Source organism: Pseudomonas sp. GOM7 (genome assembly GCF_026723825.1).
Taxonomy (GTDB): Bacteria; Pseudomonadota; Gammaproteobacteria; order Pseudomonadales; family Pseudomonadaceae; genus Aquipseudomonas.
On the sequence record NZ_CP113519.1, the window covers coordinates 4386944 to 4407414 of the forward strand.

Annotated in this window: 18 protein-coding genes; 14 read left to right on the top strand and 4 right to left on the bottom strand. The window is 65.0% G+C overall.

The window, feature by feature from the left end:
- Nucleotides 1-5 precede the first annotated feature (5 nt).
- The 4 genes from gatB to OU800_RS19455 all read left to right on the top strand — a co-directional run bounded on the left by gatB (nt 6) and on the right by OU800_RS19455 (nt 3502).
- Nucleotides 6-1451, top strand: coding sequence for an Asp-tRNA(Asn)/Glu-tRNA(Gln) amidotransferase subunit GatB (gene gatB / locus OU800_RS19440; protein WP_268178986.1), 1446 nt, complete (start codon nt 6-8; stop codon nt 1449-1451).
- Between the two features lie 62 nt (nt 1452-1513).
- Entirely contained in the window at nt 1514-1936 is a 423-nt protein-coding gene (locus OU800_RS19445) for a septal ring lytic transglycosylase RlpA family protein (protein ID WP_268178987.1), read from the top strand.
- Between the two features lie 91 nt (nt 1937-2027).
- Nucleotides 2028-3128: a calcium/sodium antiporter gene (locus OU800_RS19450; protein WP_268178988.1), complete on the top strand. Its 1101-nt coding sequence runs from the start codon at nt 2028-2030 to the stop codon at nt 3126-3128.
- Nucleotides 3125-3502 (top strand): carboxymuconolactone decarboxylase family protein, encoded by a 378-nt coding sequence (locus tag OU800_RS19455; RefSeq protein ID WP_268178989.1) that lies wholly within the window; start codon nt 3125-3127, stop codon nt 3500-3502. Before OU800_RS19450 ends, OU800_RS19455 begins: the two co-directional genes overlap by 4 nt.
- An 88-nt stretch (nt 3503-3590) precedes the next feature.
- Here OU800_RS19455 and OU800_RS19460 read toward each other — a convergent pair whose 3' ends face one another.
- From OU800_RS19460 to OU800_RS19475, 4 genes are all read right to left on the bottom strand, one after another.
- Complete coding sequence (locus tag OU800_RS19460; RefSeq protein ID WP_268178990.1) at nt 3591-4112, bottom strand: hypothetical protein; 522 nt, start codon at nt 4110-4112, stop codon at nt 3591-3593.
- Nucleotides 4113-4154: 42 nt separating this feature from the next.
- The gene (locus OU800_RS19465; RefSeq protein ID WP_268178991.1) at nt 4155-5096 is read right to left on the bottom strand and encodes an AEC family transporter; all 942 of its coding nucleotides are present in this window, start codon (nt 5094-5096) and stop codon (nt 4155-4157) included.
- Between the two features lie 182 nt (nt 5097-5278).
- Nucleotides 5279-5839, bottom strand: a complete 561-nt coding sequence (locus OU800_RS19470; protein WP_268178992.1) for a response regulator transcription factor — start codon at nt 5837-5839, stop codon at nt 5279-5281.
- A 15-nt stretch (nt 5840-5854) separates the two neighbouring features.
- Nucleotides 5855-7108 carry an ATP-binding protein gene (locus OU800_RS19475; RefSeq protein ID WP_268178993.1) on the bottom strand — a complete coding sequence of 418 codons (1254 nt, stop codon included), beginning with the start codon at nt 7106-7108 and terminating at the stop codon, nt 5855-5857.
- Between the two features lie 192 nt (nt 7109-7300).
- On the opposite strand from OU800_RS19475, the gene OU800_RS19480 reads away from it, so the two are divergent.
- The 10 genes from OU800_RS19480 to trmA all read left to right on the top strand — a co-directional run bounded on the left by OU800_RS19480 (nt 7301) and on the right by trmA (nt 20028).
- Nucleotides 7301-8014 (top strand): SIMPL domain-containing protein, encoded by a 714-nt coding sequence (locus OU800_RS19480; RefSeq protein ID WP_268178994.1) that lies wholly within the window; start codon nt 7301-7303, stop codon nt 8012-8014.
- Nucleotides 8015-8235: 221 nt separating this feature from the next.
- On the top strand, nt 8236-9834 hold the full coding sequence (locus OU800_RS19485) for an ABC transporter substrate-binding protein (RefSeq protein ID WP_268184382.1): 1599 nt from the start codon (nt 8236-8238) through the stop codon (nt 9832-9834).
- Between the two features lie 44 nt (nt 9835-9878).
- Entirely contained in the window at nt 9879-11480 is a 1602-nt protein-coding gene (locus OU800_RS19490) for an ABC transporter substrate-binding protein (RefSeq protein ID WP_268178995.1), read from the top strand.
- A 184-nt stretch (nt 11481-11664) separates the two neighbouring features.
- The gene (locus tag OU800_RS19495) at nt 11665-12675 is read left to right on the top strand and encodes an ABC transporter permease subunit (RefSeq protein ID WP_268178996.1); all 1011 of its coding nucleotides are present in this window, start codon (nt 11665-11667) and stop codon (nt 12673-12675) included.
- A 129-nt stretch (nt 12676-12804) separates the two neighbouring features.
- On the top strand, nt 12805-13707 hold the full coding sequence (locus OU800_RS19500; protein WP_268178997.1) for an ABC transporter permease subunit: 903 nt from the start codon (nt 12805-12807) through the stop codon (nt 13705-13707).
- A 192-nt stretch (nt 13708-13899) separates the two neighbouring features.
- Complete coding sequence (locus tag OU800_RS19505; protein ID WP_268178998.1) at nt 13900-14856, top strand: ABC transporter ATP-binding protein; 957 nt, start codon at nt 13900-13902, stop codon at nt 14854-14856.
- Complete coding sequence (locus tag OU800_RS19510; protein ID WP_268178999.1) at nt 14856-15824, top strand: peptide ABC transporter ATP-binding protein; 969 nt, start codon at nt 14856-14858, stop codon at nt 15822-15824. The genes OU800_RS19505 and OU800_RS19510 overlap by 1 nt, the downstream gene beginning before the upstream one ends.
- A gap of 301 nt (nt 15825-16125) precedes the next feature.
- Nucleotides 16126-17148 carry a bifunctional DNA-binding transcriptional regulator/O6-methylguanine-DNA methyltransferase Ada gene (gene ada, locus OU800_RS19515; RefSeq protein ID WP_268179000.1) on the top strand — a complete coding sequence of 341 codons (1023 nt, stop codon included), beginning with the start codon at nt 16126-16128 and terminating at the stop codon, nt 17146-17148.
- Nucleotides 17149-17358: 210 nt separating this feature from the next.
- Nucleotides 17359-18648 carry an NCS2 family permease gene (locus OU800_RS19520; protein WP_268179001.1) on the top strand — a complete coding sequence of 430 codons (1290 nt, stop codon included), beginning with the start codon at nt 17359-17361 and terminating at the stop codon, nt 18646-18648.
- 291 nt (nt 18649-18939) lie between these two features.
- Complete coding sequence (gene trmA, locus OU800_RS19525; RefSeq protein ID WP_268179002.1) at nt 18940-20028, top strand: tRNA (uridine(54)-C5)-methyltransferase TrmA; 1089 nt, start codon at nt 18940-18942, stop codon at nt 20026-20028.
- Nucleotides 20029-20471 lie beyond the last annotated feature (443 nt).

Here is a 20471-nt window from a genome sequence, read left to right on the forward strand (position 1 = left end):
TAAAGATGCAATGGGAAACCGTGATCGGGCTCGAGATACACGCTCAGCTCAGCACCCAATCGAAGATTTTCTCCGCCAGCGCCACCAGCTTCGGCGCCGAGCCCAACACCCAGGCCAGCCTGATCGACCTGGGCATGCCCGGCACCCTGCCGGTGCTCAACGCCGAAGCCGTGCGCATGGCCTGCAAGTTCGGCCTGGCCATCGACGCAGAGATCGGCCCGCGTAACATCTTCGCGCGCAAGAACTACTTCTACCCGGACCTGCCCAAGGGCTACCAGACCAGCCAGATGGATCACCCCATCGTCGGCAAGGGCCATCTGGACATCACCCTGGAAGACGGCACCGTCAAGCGCATCGGCATCACCCGCGCGCACCTGGAAGAGGACGCCGGCAAGAGCCTGCACGAAGACTTCCACGGCATGAGCGGCATCGACCTCAACCGCGCCGGTACGCCGCTGCTGGAGATCGTCTCCGAGCCGGACATCCGCTCGGCCAAGGAAGCCGTGGCCTATGTGAAGGCCATCCACGCCTTGGTGCGCTACCTGGGCATCTGCGACGGCAACATGGCCGAAGGCTCGCTGCGCTGCGACTGCAACGTTTCCGTGCGCCCGAAAGGCCAGGAGGCCTTTGGCACCCGCGCCGAGATCAAGAACGTCAACTCCTTCCGCTTTATCGAGAAAGCGATCAACCGTGAGGTTCAGCGGCAGATCGAGCTGATCGAGGACGGCGGCAAGGTGGTGCAGGAAACCCGCCTGTACGACCCGAACACCGACCAAACTAAAGCCATGCGCAGCAAGGAAGAAGCCAACGACTACCGTTACTTCCCCTGCCCCGACCTGCTGCCGGTGGTGATCGAGCAGAGCTTTCTCGACGAGGTACGCAGCCAGTTGCCGGAACTGCCGACGCAGAAACGCGAGCGCTTCCAGAGCCAGTACGGCCTGTCTGTCTACGACGCCAGCGTGCTCTCCGCCAGCCGCGAGATGGCCGAGTACTTCGAGCAGGTGGCCAAGGTCTGCGGCGATGCCAAGCTGGCGGCCAACTGGGTGATGGGCGAGCTGTCCAGCCTGCTCAACAAGGAAGACCTGGAGATCGAGCAGTCGCCGGTTTCCGCCGAGCACCTGGGCGGCATGATCCTGCGCATCAAGGACAACACCATCAGCGGCAAGATCGCCAAGATGGTGTTCGAGGCCATGGCCGCCGGTGAAGGCAGCGCCGATGCCATCATCGAAAGCAAAGGCCTCAAGCAGGTCACCGACTCCGGCGCCATCGACAAGATGCTCGACGAGGTACTGGCCGCCAATGCCGAGCAGGTCGAGCAGTACCGCGCCAGCGACGAAGCCAAGCGCGGCAAGATGTTCGGCTTCTTCGTCGGGCAGGCCATGAAGGCCTCCAAGGGCAAGGCCAACCCGGGGCAAGTGAACGAACTGCTGAAGAAAAAGCTCGAAGACTGAGCCTCGAGCCAACGAAACGACGCCGGGCCTGCCCGGCGTCGTTTTATCTGGAGAAAACCACCATGATGATCCGTAGCCCGGATGCAATCCGGGAAATCACCAGCCCCCGGATTGCATCCGGGCTACAGGCCTGGGCCTTACTCGGTGCGTTCGCCCTGCTCGGCGGCTGCTCCACCTTTGGCGGCGGCGCGGGCAGCAGCGAAACCGGCAAGGCGTCCTACTACGCCCAGGCGCACCATGGCAAACGCACCGCCAGCGGCGAGCGCTTCGATCAACATGCGTTGACCGCCGCCCACCGCACCCTGCCGTTCGGTACGCAAGTACGGGTAACCAACCTGAACAACGAGCGCAGCGTGGTGGTACGCATAAACGACCGCGGCCCTTTCGTGCGCGGGCGCATCATCGACGTATCGCGCGCCGCCGCCGAGCGCCTGGGCATGCTGCGCTCAGGCGTGGCGCCGGTACGTATCGAAGCGCTGGACTGAACAGAGCCTGTAACAAATCGCTGCGCCGCCCCTCTGGCGCCGTGATAGGCCATGGCTACACTAGCCGCACTTTTCTCGGAGCTTCCCTGCAATGACCCTGATGACCTACGTCTACCTGATCGCCGGCCTGGTGCTACTGGTGGCCGGTGCCGAAGTGCTGGTGCGCGGCGCCGCCAAACTGGCCGCGCAATTCGGCATTCCACCCCTGGTAATCGGCCTGACCGTGGTGGCCTTCGGCACCAGCGCGCCGGAAACCGCAGTCAGCGTGCAATCTGCCCTCAATGGCAGCGGCGACCTGGCCATCGGCAACGTGGTCGGCAGCAATATCGCCAACGTTTTGCTGATTCTCGGCATGACTGCCCTGATCGCGCCGCTGATCGTCTCGCGCCAACTGATCCGCCTCGATGTACCGATCATGATCGGCGCCAGCCTGCTCACCTTCGGCCTGGCCTGGGATGGCGAGCTGAGTCGCCTCGACGGTGCTTTGCTGTTCGCCGGCGTGCTCAGCTACACCGGTTTTCTGATCTACAGCGCACGCAAGGACAAGGGCAGCCAGGACGATGAGTTCGCCAAAGAATTCGGCCTCGACGAGCAGCCAAAACCCTACGCCTGGGCAATCAATCTTGGCCTGGTCATCGTCGGTCTGGTACTGCTGGTGGCGGGCTCCAACTTCCTGGTCGAAGGCGCCGTGACACTTGCACGAGCACTGGGTATTTCGGAGCTGGTCATCGGTTTGACGGTGGTCGCCGTCGGCACCTCGCTGCCGGAGTTGGCCACTTCGATTCTGGCGGCCATCAAGGGCGAACGCGACATCGCCGTCGGCAATATCGTCGGCAGCAACATCTTCAACCTGCTCTGCGTGCTGGGTCTGGCCTCGCTGGTGTCACCAGCCTCCATTGCGGTATCACCCAATGCCCTGGCCTTCGACTTCCCGGTGATGATCGCGGTGGCCGTGGCCTGCCTGCCGATCTTCTTCGCCGGTTACCGCATCAACCGCTGGGAGGGTGCGCTGTTCCTCGCCTACTACGTGGCTTATACCCTCTACCTGGTGCTGTTCAGCACAGGTCGCCCATTCGCGCAGACCTTTGGCGAGGCGATGCTCGGCTATGCCCTGCCGCTGACCGCCATCACCCTGGTGGTGATCGCCGTGCGCGCCTGGCACAAGCAACGCGGACAGGAACTGCAGCCATGAGCGACGCCCAGGATCGTGGCCTCCAGGTGCGCAGAGAAGTGATGGGCGATGACTTCGTCGACCGCGCCCTGGGCAATGCCAGCGCCTTCACCCAGCCGCTGCAGGACTTCGTCAATGAGCACGCCTGGGGCGGCGTCTGGACGCGCGAAGGCCTGCCGCGCGCGACCCGCAGCCTGATCACCCTGGCCGCGCTGACCGCACTGAAATGCCCACAGGAACTCAAGGGCCATGTGCACGGCGCGCTGAACAACGGCTGCACGGTCGAGGAAATCCGCGAAACCCTGCTGCACTGCGCGGTGTACGCCGGCGTACCGGCCAGCATCGACGCCTTCCGCGCCGCGCAGGACGTGATCGAGGAATGGCAGAAACAGTAGGGTGCGCTATGCGCACCAGTTCTTGCTAGCAGCCTGGCTGTAGACCTTCGCTAGAACCAGGCTGCGCTCTCGACAGCGATGCCAGGCGTCATGGATGGGCATGAACCTGCCGCACATCCGCCCCCAGTTCCGCGAGCAGCGCCTGGGTCAGGGCTTCATCCAACCACCAGTTACAGAAGCCCACCCCCAGGTTACCGAACGCCCAGGGCATGGGCAGGAACTGCCAGTCATGCAAGCGGCTGGCGTGGCTACAGGCTGGACAGCTCAGCGTCACATCATCTTGCCCAGCGAACCAACTGCCGACAGCGTCGTCCCAGGCAATCGCTTCAACGGCTGCGACCTGCCGACAGCTCGGACAGGCCAAGCCATCCAGACCACTGTCGCCGGCATGGAACACTGTACGCTCCTGCACGAGCTGAACGCCGCAGTACTCGATGCGCGGATCATACCCCTGCGCCCCGGCCCCCGGCGGATAAAGGCCGGTATTGGGACAAGGTGACGCCACGACTATCTTGTGCTCGATCAGCCAATTCAGTATTCGACTGGCCCGTACCTGCGCCTCATCCTCGGAGGCACACTGCACAACGAACCAATGAACGGAATCCCCCATTTTTCTCTCCTTGAAAAAACACCCAGGGCCAATGCTGAAAGCCTAGATCCAGCCACCCCACTGCAACAGCAGCAAACCGGCGTTGATGCACAGCACGGCGGCCAGGGTGGTGATGACGATGATCGCCGCCGCCAGTTCGTGGTTGGCGCCCACGGCACGGGCCATGACGAAGCTGGCGGCGGCCGTGGGGCTGGCGAAGTAGAGAAAGAGGATCGCCAGATCCGCTCCGCGAAAGCCCCACAGCCAGGCGCCCAGGGTGCTCAGCAGCGGCAGCCAGACCATCTTCATCAGGCTCGCGCCGATGGCCACACCACTGCTGCGCCGTAGCGAGGCCAGGCTCAGCGTGCCACCAATGCAGATCAGCGCCAGCGGCAGGGTCATCTGCGCGAAATATTCCGCCGAGGTCAGCAGCCACTGCGGCAGAGGGATCTGCCAGTAGGCGAAAGGCACGGCCAGCAGCACGCCGATGATCAGCGGGTTCTTCAGGATGCTCAGGGCGATGACCTTGATGCCGGGCTTCACCCCTGGACTGTAGATGGCCAGGACGACCGCCGACAGGGCGTTGTAGCAGAGGATCACCACCGCTGCGAGCAAGGAACCGACCGACAGGCCGTAGTCGCCGTACATGCTGGTGGCCAGGGCCAGGCCGACGATGCCGTTGTTGCCGCGAAAGGCCCCCTGGGTGTAGATGCCGCGCTCGGCGAACGGCACCCGCCAGACCGCCCAGGCCCAGGCGACGAAGAACGAGACCACGGTGGCCAGAAAGAAGTAGCTCAGCAGTTCCGGCTGCAGCGCCGTATCCAGATCGGCCTTGACCACTCCGAGGAAAAGCAAGGTCGGCATGGTGCCGCGAAAGACCAGGCTCGAGGCGATATCGATGAAGGCACCATCGATCCAGCGCAAACGCTTGAGCACCACGCCGAGAAACAGCATGGCGAATACGGGGGCCGTGACGGCGAGGGTTTGGGCAGCGACGGCGAACATAAGCACACCAGCGGGAGGTCTGGCGACCTATGTTAGCTGGCTAAGTATTTATCGGCCATGGGCAAGCCGGAGGAACCTGCCTGCCAGCTTGTAGGGTAGAGCGAGCGGCGATCCGCGTAGCCCACGCCGAGCAACGCTGGCGGGCTAAAGCCCACCCTACGGCCTAATGCCCATCCCACATCTCAGCGCCGCACCGGGCGTTTCTGCAGTTTGCGCTGCAGGGTGCGGCGGTGCATGCCCAGCGCGCGCGCGGTGGCGGAAATGTTGCCCTCGTGCTCGGCCAGCACGCGCTGGATGTGCTCCCACTGCAGACGATCCACCGACATCGGGTTTTCCGGCACCAGGCTGTCGAGGTCGGCATGTTGTGACAGCAACGCGGTGAGCACGTCGTCGGCGTCGGCCGGTTTGCACAGGTAGTTGGCGGCGCCACGCTTGATCGCCTCCACCGCCGTGGCAATGCTGGAGTAGCCGGTGAGGATCACCACGCGCATTTCCGGATCCAGCTCCAGCAGCTTGGGCAGCAGCACCAGGCCGGAGTCGCCTTCCATCTTCAGGTCGACCACGGCGTAGTCGGGCAGGTCTTCCTTGGCCAGGGCCAGGCCCTCGTCGGCGCTGGAGGCGGTGGAGACGCGCAGGCCGCGGCGGCTCATGGCGCGCGCCATGACGCGGGTAAAGGTGGGATCATCGTCCACCAGCAGCAGGTGCGGGTGTTCTTCACCCTCGAACAGGGATTCTTCGCTCATGCTTGGTTTTCCTTGTCAGGCCACGCCGTAGGTACGCGGCAACTTCAATTCGGTGAGGGTGCCGCCTTCTTCGTGGTTATACAGCTTAACCGTGCCGCCGGCGCGGGTCACGCTGGCCTGGCTGAGGAACAGCCCCAGGCCGAAGCCCTTGCCCTTGGTGGTGAAGAAGGGCCGGCCAAGCTGTTCGGCGATGGCCAGCGGCACGCCGACGCCATGGTCGCGGATGCTCAGGCGCAGCCATTGGTGATCCCAGTCGAGGCGGATATCGAGCTTGTCCGGGCAGGCGTCGGCAGCGTTGTTGAGCAGGTTCAGCAACGCCTGGGTGAGATCGGCCGGCGGCATGATGCGCGGTGGCGTACCACGGCCCAGACACTGGTAGCGGTAGCTGGCCTCGGGGCGCATCAGGTGCCAGCGGTTGAGGGTGGTTTCCAGCCACTCGACGCTGGATTGCTCCACCACCGCCTGGCGCCGGTCATTCTCGGCGGCGCGCACCAGTTGCTGCAGGGTGTACTTGCACAGCTTGACCTGTTCCTGAAGCAGGGCCAGGTCGTCCTGCAGGGCCGGTTTGTCGCTGTATTCCTGGCGCAACTCCTTGAGCAGCACGCTCATGGTGCCCAGCGGCGTGCCCAGCTCATGGGCAGCGCCAGCGGCCTGGGTGGCCACGGCCAGCAGTTGCTGGTCACGCAGGCTTTCCTCGCGGCGTTCGGCGCGCATTTCGTCCTGGCGGCGCAGTTCCTCGGCCATCTTGGCGACGAAGAAGGTGATCAGCGCAGCGGCCAGGGCGAAGCTCAGCCACATGCCGTAGACCAGCAGGCTCTCGCGGGCAGCGGGCAGCTCCAGCGGGTGCGTCCAGATCAGCAGCAGGGTGTAGCCGGTCAGGGCCAGGCCGGAGAGGGCGATGGTGAACATCCACGGCAGAATCGCGGCAGCGATGGTCAGCGGCACCAGATAGTAGGAGACGAAGGGGTTGGTCGAACCGCCCGAGTAGTACAGCAGAACGCTGTGGATGATCAGGTCGCAGGCCAGTTGCACCGCGTACTCCACCTCGGTCACCGGCCAGGGCCCGCGCAGGCGCAGGGCCGTGCCCAGGCACAGCAGCAGCGAGATGCCGAGGGTCACCGACAGTTGCATCCAGGGCAGCATGAGGATGCCCGACTTGTAGGCCAGGCCCACCGAGCCGGCCTGGGCGGCGAGCACGAGGATGCGGATGAGGGTCAGGCGCCAGAGGTTCTGGCGGCTGGCGGACAGTAGCTGAACGGGTTCGAGCATGACGACTCCATTGAATGCAGGCGAGTATAACCAAGCCTGTCGCGGCCTTCCGCCGCTGCGGCAACCGGACGCACACCTTGGCGGCAAGCCCCGCCAGAACCAAAATCCTCATGCGGGTTTAACCCGAATGCACAACTGCTTTCGTCTACCCTCTGGAAACGGCCATCGCGGCCACTGAAAAGGAACTGTCTCATGCGAAAAATCACCCGCCTCGCCACCGCCCTCGCCCTGACTGCCGCCAGCCTGGCCAGCAGCGCCCTGTTCGCCGACGAGGCGCGCTACAACCAGATATCCCTGCGCGCCGAGGTCAATCAGGAAGTGGCTCACGACCTGATGCACGTCGCCCTCTATACCGAGTCGCAGAACACCGACCCGGCCAAGCTCGCCGCCGAGATCACCAACACCCTCAACAAGACCCTGGAGCAGGCGCGCCAGGTCAAGGGCGTAGCGGTCAAGCTGGGCAGCCGCAACAGTTACCCGGTCTACGATGACAAGGGGCAGAAGATCACGGCCTGGCGCGAGCGCGCCGAAGTGCGCCTGGAAAGCGCCGATTTCGCCCGCCTGTCCACCCTCACCGGCGAGTTGCTGCAATCGATGAAGATGGCCGGCATGGATTTCAGCATCGCCAGCGATACCCGCAAGGCGCGCGAAGATGCCATGCTCAAGGACGCGGTCAACGCCTTCAAGGCACGCGCGCAACTGGCCACCGAGGCGCTCGGCGGCAAGGGTTACAAGCTGGTCAGCCTGAGCCTCAATACCGGCGGTTTCCAACCGCCGATGCCCATGCGCGCCTACGCGGCCAAGGGCCTGGAAAGCATGGACGCAGCGCCGACGCCGCAGATCGAAGCTGGCACCAGCCAGGTCACGGTCAGTGCCGATGGCGTCATCGAAGTGCAGATGCCCTGAGCCACGCCCCATGTCGAAGCAACGCCGCTATCGAGCGATAGCGGCGTTCTGCCACCTGGCACCGCTGTTCTTTCATAAATGCGACAACGGGTTACAGAGTCGTCACACAACCCGAGCTGAACGCCGCCTGCCTCTTGCCTCAGGCACATGCCCTGCATAGCTTGCCAGGAGGCCCTCACAAGGGGCTCCTCGCCAACAAGCAAAAAAACGATGAGGTCATGATGCGCAAGAACGCCATTATCCAGGCTTTGCTTACCGCTGGGCTGATTGCCAGCGCCCCCCTCGCCAGCGCCGCCAACCTGGTGTTCTGCTCCGAGGGCAGCCCCGCCGGCTTCGATCCGGCCCTGTACACCACCGGCACCGATTTCGACGCTTCGGCGGAAACCATCTTCAACCGCCTGACCCAGTTCGAGCGCGGCGGCACCAAGGTTCAGCCCGGCCTGGCAGAAAGCTGGACAGTCTCGGACGACGGCCTGATCTACACCTTCAAGCTGCGCCCCGAGGTGAAGTTCCACACCACCGACTACTTCAAGCCCAGCCGCGAATTCAACGCCGACGACGTGCTGTTCACCTTCGAGCGCATGCTCGACAAGGATCATCCGTTCCGCAAGGCCTACCCCAGCGAGTTCCCCTACTTCACCGACATGGGCATGGACAGCAACATCGCCAAGGTGGAGAAGCTAGACGACATGACCGTGCGCTTCACCCTCAACCAGGTGGATGCCGCCTTCATCCAGAACCTGGCCATGAGCTTCGCCTCGATCCAGTCCGCCGAGTATGCCGACCAGCTTCTCAAGGCTGGCAAGGCCGCCGACATCAACCAGAAGCCCATTGGTACCGGCCCCTTCGTGTTCAGCCGCTACCAGAAGGACGCGGTGATCCGTTACAAGGGTAACAAGGACTACTGGAAACCCGAGGACGTGAAGATCGACAACCTGATCTTCGCCATCAACACCGACGCCTCGGTGCGCATGCAGAAGCTCAAGGCCGGCGAATGCCATGTCACCCTGTTTCCGCGCCCGGCGGACATCGAGTCGCTGAAGAAGGATGCCAACCTGCAGATGCCCGAGCAGGCCGGTTTCAACGTCGGCTATATCGCCTACAACGTCACCCACCCGCCGCTGGACAAGCTGGAAGTGCGCGAAGCGCTGGACATGGCGGTGAACAAGCCGGCTATCCTCAACGCGGTGTACCAGAGTTCTGGGCAACTGGCGGTCAACGGCATGCCGCCGACCCAGTGGTCGTATAACGAAGACATCCAGGATCCGCCCTTCGATCCGAAAAAGGCCAAGGAGCTGCTCAAGGCCGCTGGCGTCAAGGAAGGCACCGAGATCACCCTGTGGGCCATGCCGGTGCAGCGCCCGTACAACCCCAACGCCAAGCAGATCGCCGAGATGCTGCAGGCCGACTGGGCCAAGATCGGCATCAAGGCGCGCATCGTCAGCTACGAATGGGGCGAGTACCTCAAGCGTGCCAAGGCCGGCGAGCACGACGCCATGCTAATCGGCTGGAGCGGCGACAACGGTGACCCGGACAACTGGCTCGGCACCCTCTACGGCTGCGATGCGGTCGACGGCAACAACTTCTCCAAGTGGTGCTTCGAGGACTACGACAAGCTGGTCAAGGCCGCCAAGCGCACCACCGATGTGGACAAGCGCACCGAGCTGTACCAGCAGGCGCAGGTGATCCTCAAGCGCGAGGTGCCCATCACCCCGCTGGCGCACTCCACTGTGTACCAGCCGATGCGCAAGGAAGTGCATGACTTCCGCATCAGTCCCTTCGCGCTGAACTCCTTCTACGGCGTAAGCATCGACAAGTAGTGATGCGTGCGGCGCCCGTGAGGGCGCCGTCTTGAGGAGTTCCCATGCCAACCCTGCCTTTTCTACGTGCCGGCCTGGTGCTGGCCGCGCTATTTACCGGGCCCGTGCTGGCTGCCAGCGACAGCCTGGTGGTGTGCACGGAAGCCAGCCCCGAGGGCTTCGACATCGTCCAGTACACCGCTGCAGTAACCGCCGATGCCTCGGCGGAAACCCTGTTCGAGCGCCTGGTAGCCTTCGCTCCCGGCAGCAGCGAGATCGTCCCGGCCCTGGCGCAGAGCTGGACGATCAGCGATGACGGCCTGAGCTACATCTTCACCTTGCGCCAGGGAGTGAAGTTTCACGGCAACGCGGATTTCACCCCGAGCCGAGACTTCAACGCCGACGATGTGCTGTGGAGCTTTCAGCGCCAGCTCGACCCCAACCACCCCTGGCACAAGCTGTCGCCACGTGGCTTTCCCTTCGCCGAGGCCATGGGCCTGGCGCAGTTGATCGAGCGCATCGACAAGCTCGACGAGCACCGCGTACGCTTCGTACTCAAGCATCCGGAAGCGCCCTTCCTGGCCAATCTGGCCATGGGTTTCGCTTCCATCTACTCGGCCGAGTACGCCGATCATCTACTCGCCGTCGGCACGCCCGAGCGCCTCAATAGCCAGCCAATCGGCACCGGCCCATTCATCTTCGAGCGCTATGCCAAGGATGCCCAGGTGCGTTTTCGCGCCAACCCCGACTACTGGGACGGCCCGCCCCAGATCAAGCGATTGCTGCTGGCCATAACCCCCGAGCCCAACGTGCGCCAGCAGCGGCTCAAGGCCGGCGACTGCCAGGTCGCCCTGTACCCGCGCCCGGTAGACATCCCCGAACTCAAACGCGACCCGCGCCTGCAGGTGCTGGAGCTGGACTCGCTGCTGACCGCCTACATCGGCATCAACACCCGCCACCCACCACTGGATGACGTGCGCGTGCGCCAGGCGCTGAACCTGGCCTTCGACAAGGCCACCTATGTTCGCGCGCAGTTCGGCGAAGGCAACGCCACGCCGGCCGTGGCGCCCTATCCGAGCACCCTGTGGGGCAGCGACCCGACGCTGCAGGACTGGCCACACGACCCCGAGCGCGCCCGTCAGTTGCTGGCCCTGGCCGGCCTTGGCGAGGGTTTCAAGCTGTCGATCTGGACCCGCCCAGGCGGTGGCCCGACCAACCCCAACCCCGGCATCGGCGCGCAGATGCTGCAGGCCGATCTCGCCGCCGTCGGCATTCAGAGCGACATCCGTGTGTTCGAGTGGGGCGAACTGATCAAACGGGCCAAGAATGGCGAGCATGACCTGGTATTCATGGGCTGGGCCGGCGACAACGGTGACCCGGACAACTTCCTCACCCCCAACCTGTCCTGCGCCGCCGCCGAAAGTGGCGAAAACCAGGCCGGCTGGTGCGACGAGACCTTCGATGCCCTGATCACCCAGGCGCGCCAGGAGCCCGAACAGAGCAAACGCGCCGCACTCTATCGCCAGGCACTGGCGATCTTCCATGAGCAGGCGCCGTGGATTGCCCTGGCCCACCCTAAGCAGTTCGCAGTCATCCGCAAGGGCATCGAGGGCTTCGTGCTCAGCCCGCTGGGCTCGAACAATTTCGCTCGGGTGAAGCTGCAGTGAGCCGTCCGCGCCAAGCCTTTGTGGGAGGGGCTTTAGCCGCGAACCTATCGCCGCTGAAGCGCCTCCCACGAGGCGCATACCGATCCACCAATGCCCCGGATTGCATCCGGGCTACGCAATGCCCAAAACAACGCCGAGCCATGCAGCCCGGTGCGTACATACCGTCATGGAGTAGAACCGCCTGATGCTGTCATTCATCGCCAGACGCCTGGGGCTGCTGATCCCCACCTTCTTCGGCGTCACCCTGCTGACCTTCGCGCTGATCCGCCTGATTCCCGGTGATCCGGTGGAAGTGATGATGGGCGAGCGTCGCGTCGACCCCGAGATGCATGCCCAGGCCATGGAGCGCCTGGGTCTGAACAAGCCGCTGTACGCGCAGTATCTCGACTATATCGGCCAACTCGCCCAGGGTGACCTGGGCAAATCGCTGCGCTCGAACGTGGGCGTCTGGAACGAGTTCATCACCCTGTTCCCGGCCACCCTCGAACTGTCCCTGGCCGCCCTGCTGTTCGCCGGCACTCTGGGCCTGATCGCCGGCGTGGTCGCCGCGCTCAAACGCGGCTCGCTGTTGGATCACGGAGTGATGGGCATAGCCCTGACCGGCTACTCCATGCCGATTTTCTGGTGGGGCCTGCTGCTGATCATGTTCTTCTCGGTGAACCTGGGCTGGACGCCGGTTTCCGGGCGCATCGACCTGCTTTACGACATCCCGCCGGTGACCGGCTTCATGCTCATCGACACCCTGCTGGCCGACGAGCCCGGCGCCTTCACCGATGCCCTGCGTCACCTGATTCTGCCGGCCATCGTGCTCGGCACCATCCCGCTGGCGGTGATCGCCCGCATGACCCGCTCGGCCATGCTCGAAGTGCTGCGCGAGGACTATATCCGCACCGCGCGGGCCAAGGGCCTGTCGCCGGCGCGGGTGGTGTTCGTGCACGGCCTGCGCAACGCGCTGATCCCGGTGCTGACCGTGTTCGGCCTGCAGGTCGGCGCTCTGCTGGCCGGCGCGGTGCTGACCGAAACCATCTTTTCCTGGCCGGGTATCGGCCAATGGCTGATCGAAGCCATCCGCGCCCGCGACTACCCGGTGGTGCAGAACGGCATCCTGCTGATCGCCTGCCTGGTGATCCTGGTCAACTTCACCGTGGATGTCCTCTATGGCCTGGCCAATCCACGTATTCGTCATCAGAAGTAAGGAAGGCGTGATGAATCGTCTCGTAGGGTGTCGCGGGGCCGCCCAGGCTGTGCGCACCATGATTGTGGGTCAACATTCGGTGCGCACAGCGCACCCTACCAAGTTCATCTTCATGGAGGGGGCATACCCATGACCACCGCCACCACTATCGACCAGAGCCTGCTCTACCCCTCGCCGCTCAAGGAGTTCTGGCAGGCCTTCGCGCAAAACACCGGTGCCCTCGGCGGCCTGGCGTTCATGACCCTGCTGGTGTTCTGCGCGCTGTTCGCCCCCTGGGTCGCACCGCACGCCCCCAGCGAGCAGTACCGCGACTTCCTGCTCACCCCGCCGGTGTGGCTGGAAGGTGGCCAATGGCAGTTCCTGCTCGGCACCGACGAGCTGGGCCGCGACATGCTCTCGCGGCTGATCCATGGCGCACGCCTGTCACTGCTGATCGGCCTGGCCTCGGTGCTGATGTCGCTGATCCCCGGCATCCTCCTGGGCCTGGTCGCCGGCTTCTTCCCGCGCCTGTTCGGCCCCGGCATCATGCGCCTGATGGACATCATGCTGGCCCTGCCCTCGCTGCTGCTGGCGGTGGCCATCGTCGCCATCCTCGGCCCGGGGCTGATCAACACCATCTTCGCCATCGCCATCGTCTCGCTGCCGTCCTACGTGCGCCTGACCCGCGCCGCGGTGATGAGCGAGCTGAACCGCGACTACGTCACCGCCGCGAAACTGGCCGGTGCCAGCCTGCCACGGCTGATGTTCGTCACCGTGCTGCCCAACTGCATGGCGCCGTTGATCGTGCAGGCCACCCTGAGCTTCTCCTCGGCCATTCTCGATGCCGCCGCCCTGGGTTTTCTCGGCCTTGGCGTGCAACCGCCGACACCCGAGTGGGGCACCATGCTGGCCTCGGCACGCGACTACATCGAACGCGCCTGGTGGGTGGTGACACTGCCCGGCCAAGCCATCCTGCTCAGCGTGCTGGCGATCAACCTGATGGGCGATGGCCTGCGCGACGCGCTCGACCCGAAACTCAAGAATGCGCAATGAGGAGCCCGGAATGAGTAACCGCATAGTCCGGATGCAATCCGGAGCATTCTCGGTGCGCACGGCGCACCCTACCTCTGCAGTGATGCCAATACCTCGCCGCTCCGTAGGGTGGATGACGCTCTGTTCATCCACCCTGAACGCACGACGGTGGACGGGTGAAGCGTCGTCCACCCTACGCCTGGAGGCACGCCCATGAGCCTGCTGAATATCCGCAATCTGTCCGTACGCTTCGGCTCCGCCATGCCGGTGGTCGATAGCCTCGACCTGAGCGTGGACAAGGGCGAGGTGCTGGCCATAGTCGGTGAGTCCGGCTCCGGCAAGTCGGTGACCATGATGGCGCTGATGGGCCTGATCGATGCCCCCGGTATCGTCCAGGCCGACTGCATGCAGTTCGACGGCACCGACATGCTGCGCCTGAAAGGCCGGCAGCGCCGGCAAGTCGTCGGCAAGGATCTGGCCATGGTCTTCCAGGATCCCATGACCGCCCTCAACCCCAGCTACACCGTGGGTTTCCAGATCGAGGAAGTACTGCGCCAGCACCTCGGCCTCAAGGGTAAGGCGGCACGCGCCCGCGCCCTGGAGCTGTTGGAGCGGGTAGAAATTCCCGCTGCCGCCAGCCGCCTCGACGCTTACCCACACCAGCTTTCCGGGGGTATGAGCCAGCGCGTGGCGATTGCCATGGCGATTGCCGCCGAGCCCAAACTACTGATCGCCGACGAGCCCACCACGGCGCTGGACGTGACCATCCAGGCGCAGATCATGGAGCTGCTGCTGAGCCTGCAACGCGACCAGGGCATGGCCCTGGTGCTGATCACCCACGACCTGGCAGTGGTCGCCGAGACCGCCCAGCGCGTCTGCGTGATGTATGCCGGCCAAGCGGTGGAGCTGGGCCAGGTGCCGACCCTGTTCGACGCCCCCAGCCACCCCTATACCGAGGCGCTGCTCAAAGCCATCCCGGAACACAGCGCAGGTGCCAGCCGCCTGGCCACCCTGCCCGGCATCGTCCCCGGCCGCTATGACCGCCCACTGGGCTGCCTGTTGTCGCCGCGCTGCCCCTACGTGCAGGAGCGCTGCCACCAGCAACGCCCGACGCTGGACGAACATGCCCGTGGCGCCGCGCGCTGCTTCTTTCCCCTGGAGGTGGCCTGATGAGCAACGTACTCGAAGCCCGTGAGCTGACCCGCCACTACAGCGTTTCGCGCGGCCTGTTCAAACCGGCAGCCACGCTGCAGGCACTCAATGGCGTGTCCTTCACGCTGGCGGCCGGCAAGACCCTGGCGGTGGTCGGCGAGTCCGGCTGTGGCAAGTCCACCCTGGCCCGTGCCCTGACCCTGATCGAGCAGCCCAGCGCCGGCAGCCTGCAGATTGCCGGGCGCGAAGTGGCCGGCGCCAGCAAGGCCGAGCGCAAGCAACTGCGCCGCGACGTACAGATGGTGTTTCAGAACCCCTACGCCTCGCTCAATCCCCGGCAGAAGATCGGCGATCAACTGGCCGAACCGCTGCTGATCAACACCGAGCTGTCGCGCGCCGAGCGCCGCGACAAGGTGCAGGCGATGATGCAGCAGGTGGGCCTGCGCCCCGAGCACTACGCGCGCTACCCGCACATGTTCTCCGGCGGCCAGCGCCAGCGCATCGCCCTGGCCCGCGCCATGATGCTGCAGCCCAAGGTGCTGGTGGCGGACGAGCCGACCTCGGCGCTGGACGTGTCGATCCAGGCCCAGGTGCTCAACCTGTTCATGGATCTGCAGGAGCAGTTCGACACCGGCTACGTGTTCATCTCGCACAACCTCGCCGTGGTGCGCCATGTCGCCGACGAGGTGCTGGTGATGTACCTCGGCCGCCCGGCGGAAATGGGCCCGGCCGAAGCGCTGTACAGCCGGCCATTGCACCCCTACACCCGTGCTTTGCTGTCGGCGACGCCGGCGATTCACCCCGACCCGAACAAGCCCAGGGTGAAGATCAGCGGCGAGCTGCCCAACCCGCTCGACCCGCCGTCGGGCTGCGCCTTCCACAAGCGCTGCCCGCATGCCGACGAGCGCTGCAGCAGCGAGCGCCCCGAGCTGAGGCTGATCGATGCCCGCCAGGTGGCTTGCCACCATGTCGAGCGGATCGTCTGACACGTGAGTATTGCTGCGCGGCGCGGTGCCAGCCCTTTTCGCGGCTGAAGCCGCTCCTACCGGTCAGGTGTGCTCGGCATCTTTCTGCTTTGGGAGCGGTTTCAGCGAGAAACCCTAGCCTGACGCCAATCGATCAGCACAACACGACCCCGTGGGAGGGGCTTTAGCCGCGACAAAAAACTCGCGGCTAAAGCCCCTCCTACCGATCACGCCACGATTCGGTTTGAAAGCGCGATACGGATTGGCAGACGGCGAAGCGCGCAGGACAATCCAGCTATCGTCATTAAATGGAGCGCGCGCCATGCTCGACCCGGATCGCTGCTGGCAGGCCGTCTGCGACCGCGACGCGCAGCACGATGGTCGCTTCGTCTTCGCCGTGCACAGCACCGGCATCTACTGCCGGCCCAATTGCCCAGCGCGCAGGCCGCGACGCGACAACGTCAGCTTCCACATTGACGCCGCCAGTGCCGAAGCCGCTGGTTTCCGTCCCTGCAAACGCTGCTCGCCGCAGGGCCAGAGTCCGGCGCAGCAGCTCGATGCCCTGGTCGCGGCTGCCTGTGAGCTGCTGCGCGGCGAACAACGCCTGACCCTGACGCAACTGGCCGCGCGCATCGGCCTGTCGCCGTCGCACCTGGCCCGCGCCTTCAAGGCGCGCACCGGGCTCACCCCCAAAGCCTGGGCAGCCGCCGAACGGCGCAAGCGTCTCGAGGCGCAGTTGCCCGGCTCGCCCAGCGTGCTGCAGGCAGCCTTGGCCGCCGGCTATTCCGGTACCCGTGCCCTGTACGAAAAGCCGCAGGCCCTGAGCCCCAGCCAGCGCCGCCAACATGGTGCCGGCGAACACCTGCGCTATGCCATCGCCCCCTGCCCGCTGGGCCTGGTGCTGCTCGCCAGCAGCGCCAAGGGCGTCTGCGCCCTGCTCTTCGGTGACAGCGCCGAGGCCTTGCACAGCGAGTTGCAACAACGCTTCGCCGCCGCCCATCTGGAGTGGGACGACCAGGGCCTGCAGGCCTGGCTGCAACAGGTGCTGGCGCAACTCGAAGAACCCGAGCGCGCCGCCCACCTGCCGCTGGACATTCGCGGCACGGCCTTCCAGCAGCGCGTCTGGCAGGCCCTGCAGCGCATCCCTAGCGGTGAAACGCGCAGCTACGGCGAACTGGCCAAGCAACTCGATAGCCATCCCCGCGCCGTGGCCCGAGCCTGCGCCAGCGATGCCATAGGCCTGCTGCTGCCCTGCCACCGTGTGCTGGCCAGCGATGGCAGCCTCGGCGGCTATCGCTGGGGATTGGCGCGCAAGCGACAATTGCTGGAGCAGGAAGGCGCCTGAGAGTGGCTCGGCAGGTGCTGACCTGAGGCCGCGCAGAGCCGCGACTCACGGGTAGTAAGCTGTCCGCCTGGTCATAAATTCACCGGAAAAAATCTTGCTGCTATGATGCGCGGCTTTCGCGGAACCAAGCCTGTTCGAGGCGCATTCTGGTGGATGTGCTTTGCTTGGATTCTGACCATTGCCGCGCGCTCGCGCACCGGGGAGCCCCACATGCTGGAAAGACTGTTCCAACTCCAAGCCCACAACACCAACGTGCGTACCGAGGTACTGGCCGGGGTCACCACCTTCCTGACCATGGCCTACATCCTCTTCGTCAACCCGAGCATCCTCGGCGAGACCGGCATGGACAAGGGCGCGGTGTTCGTCGCCACCTGCCTGGCCGCAGCCTTCGGTTCCGTGGTCATGGGTCTGATCGCCAACTACCCGATCGCCCTGGCACCGGGCATGGGCCTCAACGCCTTCTTCACCTACACCGTGGTACTGGGTATGGGCCACACCTGGCAAGTGGCACTGGGCGCGGTATTCCTCTCGGCGTGCCTGTTCTTCCTGCTGTCGATCTTCAAGATCCGTGAATGGATCATCAACAGCATCCCGCTCGAGCTGCGCTCGGCCATCGCTGCCGGTATCGGCCTGTTCCTGGCGCTGATCGCCCTGCAGAACGCCGGTATCGTCGCCGCCAACCCGGCGACCATGGTCGGCCTCGGCAACCTGGCCAGCCCGCAGGCGATCCTGGCGATCCTCGGCTTCTTCCTGATCATCGGCCTGGAAGCGCTGCGCGTGACCGGCGCGGTGCTGATCAGCATCCTGGTGGTCACCGGCCTGAGCATCCTGCTGGGCGTCAGCCAGTTCGGCGGCCTGGTGTCGATGCCGCCGTCGCTGGCCCCGACCTTCCTGCAACTGGACATCGCCGGCGCACTGGACGTGGGCCTGATCAGCGTGATCTTCGCCTTCCTCTTCGTCGACCTGTTCGACAACTCCGGCACCCTGATCGCCGTGGCCAAGAAAGCCGGGCTGATGCGCAAGGACGGCCACCTGCCGAAGATGGGCCGCGCGCTGATCGCCGACAGCACCGCCGCCCTCGGTGGTTCGCTGCTGGGCACCAGCACCACCACCAGCTACATCGAATCGGCGGCGGGCGTAAGCGCTGGCGGGCGCACCGGCCTGACCGCCATCATCACCGCCGTGCTGTTCCTCCTCGCCCTGTTCTTCGCCCCGCTGGCCGGCAGCGTACCGGCCTTCGCCACCGCTCCGGCGCTGCTGTTCGTTGCCGTGCTGATGGCCTCGGGCATGGCCGAGATCGAGTGGGACGACATCACCGTCGCCGCCCCGGTGGTGGTCACCGCGCTGGCCATGCCGCTGACCTACTCCATCGCCACCGGCATCGCCTTCGGCTTCATCACCTGGGTCGCCGCCAAGACCCTGGCCGGGCGCTTCCGCGAACTGAACGGCATGCTGGTGGCGCTGGCCATCTTCTGCGTGATCAAGCTGTCGCTGTTCTGAAGGCAGGCGCTCATGTCATCGCAGGTATCGGTGGGCTGAAGCGGATCGCTGCCCGGCCCACCCTACATCTGTGCGGATCGGGACGCTGGCCGCTCGTAGCGCCAGGCGTAGGGTGGACATCGTTTTTCATGTCCACCAACACCTTCTTTCCGGCCACGCAGAGGGTGGATGAAAAAAGCGTCATCCACCCTACGACTCAGGGGCTTGCGCGCCGCCGACGAGCAACCCCAGGCACGCGACCATCGCCTCCGCTACAATGGCGCCCCGTTTTTCAGCCTGCATGAGTGACCGATGAGCCGCCCCGCATTCGACCCCGCCACCTACGACGCCCAACTCGCCGAGAAGAAGGCCCGCCTGGTCGCATTGCTGGCACCCTTCGCAGCACCCGAGCCCGAGGTGTTCGACTCGCCGCGCGAACACTACCGCCTGCGCGCCGAATTCCGCCTGTGGCGTGAAGACGGCCAGCGCCACTACGCGATGTTCGCCCCGGGCGACAAGCACACGCCGATCCTGCTGGACGACTTCCCCATCGCCAGCCGGCGCATCAACGAGCTGATGCCGCGTCTGCGCGCCGCCTGGCAGACCAGCGAGGCGCTGTCGTTCAAGCTGTTCCAGGTGGAGTTCCTCACCACCCTGGCCGGCGATGCGCTGATCACCCTGGCCTACCACCGCCCGCTGGACGCGGCCTGGCAGGCCGAGGCCGAACGCCTGGCGGCCGAACTGAACGTCAGCCTGGTCGGCCGCTCGCGAGGGCAACGCCTGGTGATCGGCCGCGATTACGTGGAAGAAGAACTGAGTGTGGCCGGGCGCAGCTTCCGCTACCGCCAGCCGGAGGGCGCCTTCACCCAACCCAACGGAGTGGTGTGCCAGAAGATGCTCGGCTGGGCCCATGAGGTGCTCGGCGAGCGCGCAGACGACCTGCTGGAGCTGTACTGCGGCAATGGCAACTTCACCCTACCGCTGGCCACCCGCGTGCGCCGTGTGCTGGCTACCGAGATCAGCAAGAGTTCGGTGAACGCGGCCCTGGCCAACCTGGCCGACAACGGCGTGAGCAACGTCGAGCTGGTGCGCCTGTCCGCCGAAGAGCTGACCCAGGCGCTCAACGAGGTGCGCCCGTTCCGCCGCCTGGCCGGCATCGACCTGAAGAGCTACGACTTCGGCAGCGTCTTCGTCGACCCGCCACGCGCCGGGATGGATCCGGACACCTGCGAGCTGACCCGGCGTTTCGAGCGCATTCTGTACATCTCCTGCAATCCGGAGACCCTGGCCGCCAACATCGCCCAGCTCGCCGACACCCACCAGGTGACGCGCAGCGCCCTGTTCGACCAGTTCCCCTACACCCACCATATGGAAGCCGGGGTGCTGCTGGAAAGACGCTGAGTGTCGGGAACCTGGTCGCGTGGAAATCCCCGGATTGCATCCGGGCTACACAACCTGGCCGATTGACACTGGGCGGGCAAGTTTGTGTGGTCTTGTTGGTCTGTGTTGGTGGTTTAGACGCCGCTTTAGGTGTCTTCAGAGATTCCGGGTTTCGCCCCCTCGGGCGACTCACTTTTCTTTGAACTGCGCAAAGAAAAGTAAGCAAAAGAAACGCACCCCCGCCATCCGGGTCTCGCTTCGCTCGACTCCCCTCACTCCGGCACCGCTCCGGGGTCGGCTTACAAGGGCCATCCCTGGCCCTTTAAGCCTCTCGCGGCATCCATGCCGCTCGCCCCCTGCGCAATGCCTACGTTCGGCCTCCTGAAGGGGGAGTTAGCGCGCCTGAACGTACATTGGTTCCGGGCATGCCCGGCGTGCTCTGGTAACGGTGGAACCATGACGTG

Excerpts from the sequence above, each read along its gene's own strand:
- trmA (WP_268179002.1), top strand. The coding sequence starts at position 18,940 with ATGAGCCGCCCCGCATTCGACCCCGCCACCTACGACGCCCAACTCGCC.
- OU800_RS19495 (WP_268178996.1), top strand. The coding sequence starts at position 11,665 with ATGCTGTCATTCATCGCCAGACGCCTGGGGCTGCTGATCCCCACCTTC.
- OU800_RS19505 (WP_268178998.1), top strand. The coding sequence starts at position 13,900 with ATGAGCCTGCTGAATATCCGCAATCTGTCCGTACGCTTCGGCTCCGCC.
- gatB (WP_268178986.1), top strand. The coding sequence starts at position 6 with ATGCAATGGGAAACCGTGATCGGGCTCGAGATACACGCTCAGCTCAGC.
- OU800_RS19475 (WP_268178993.1), bottom strand. The coding sequence starts at position 7,108 with ATGCTCGAACCCGTTCAGCTACTGTCCGCCAGCCGCCAGAACCTCTGG.
- OU800_RS19445 (WP_268178987.1), top strand. The coding sequence starts at position 1,514 with ATGATGATCCGTAGCCCGGATGCAATCCGGGAAATCACCAGCCCCCGG.
- OU800_RS19465 (WP_268178991.1), bottom strand. The coding sequence starts at position 5,096 with ATGTTCGCCGTCGCTGCCCAAACCCTCGCCGTCACGGCCCCCGTATTC.
- OU800_RS19450 (WP_268178988.1), top strand. The coding sequence starts at position 2,028 with ATGACCCTGATGACCTACGTCTACCTGATCGCCGGCCTGGTGCTACTG.
- OU800_RS19460 (WP_268178990.1), bottom strand. The coding sequence starts at position 4,112 with ATGGGGGATTCCGTTCATTGGTTCGTTGTGCAGTGTGCCTCCGAGGAT.
- OU800_RS19520 (WP_268179001.1), top strand. The coding sequence starts at position 17,359 with ATGCTGGAAAGACTGTTCCAACTCCAAGCCCACAACACCAACGTGCGT.
- OU800_RS19490 (WP_268178995.1), top strand. The coding sequence starts at position 9,879 with ATGCCAACCCTGCCTTTTCTACGTGCCGGCCTGGTGCTGGCCGCGCTA.
- ada (WP_268179000.1), top strand. The coding sequence starts at position 16,126 with ATGCTCGACCCGGATCGCTGCTGGCAGGCCGTCTGCGACCGCGACGCG.
- OU800_RS19470 (WP_268178992.1), bottom strand. The coding sequence starts at position 5,839 with ATGAGCGAAGAATCCCTGTTCGAGGGTGAAGAACACCCGCACCTGCTG.
- OU800_RS19510 (WP_268178999.1), top strand. The coding sequence starts at position 14,856 with ATGAGCAACGTACTCGAAGCCCGTGAGCTGACCCGCCACTACAGCGTT.
- OU800_RS19480 (WP_268178994.1), top strand. The coding sequence starts at position 7,301 with ATGCGAAAAATCACCCGCCTCGCCACCGCCCTCGCCCTGACTGCCGCC.
- OU800_RS19500 (WP_268178997.1), top strand. The coding sequence starts at position 12,805 with ATGACCACCGCCACCACTATCGACCAGAGCCTGCTCTACCCCTCGCCG.
- OU800_RS19485 (WP_268184382.1), top strand. The coding sequence starts at position 8,236 with ATGCGCAAGAACGCCATTATCCAGGCTTTGCTTACCGCTGGGCTGATT.
- OU800_RS19455 (WP_268178989.1), top strand. The coding sequence starts at position 3,125 with ATGAGCGACGCCCAGGATCGTGGCCTCCAGGTGCGCAGAGAAGTGATG.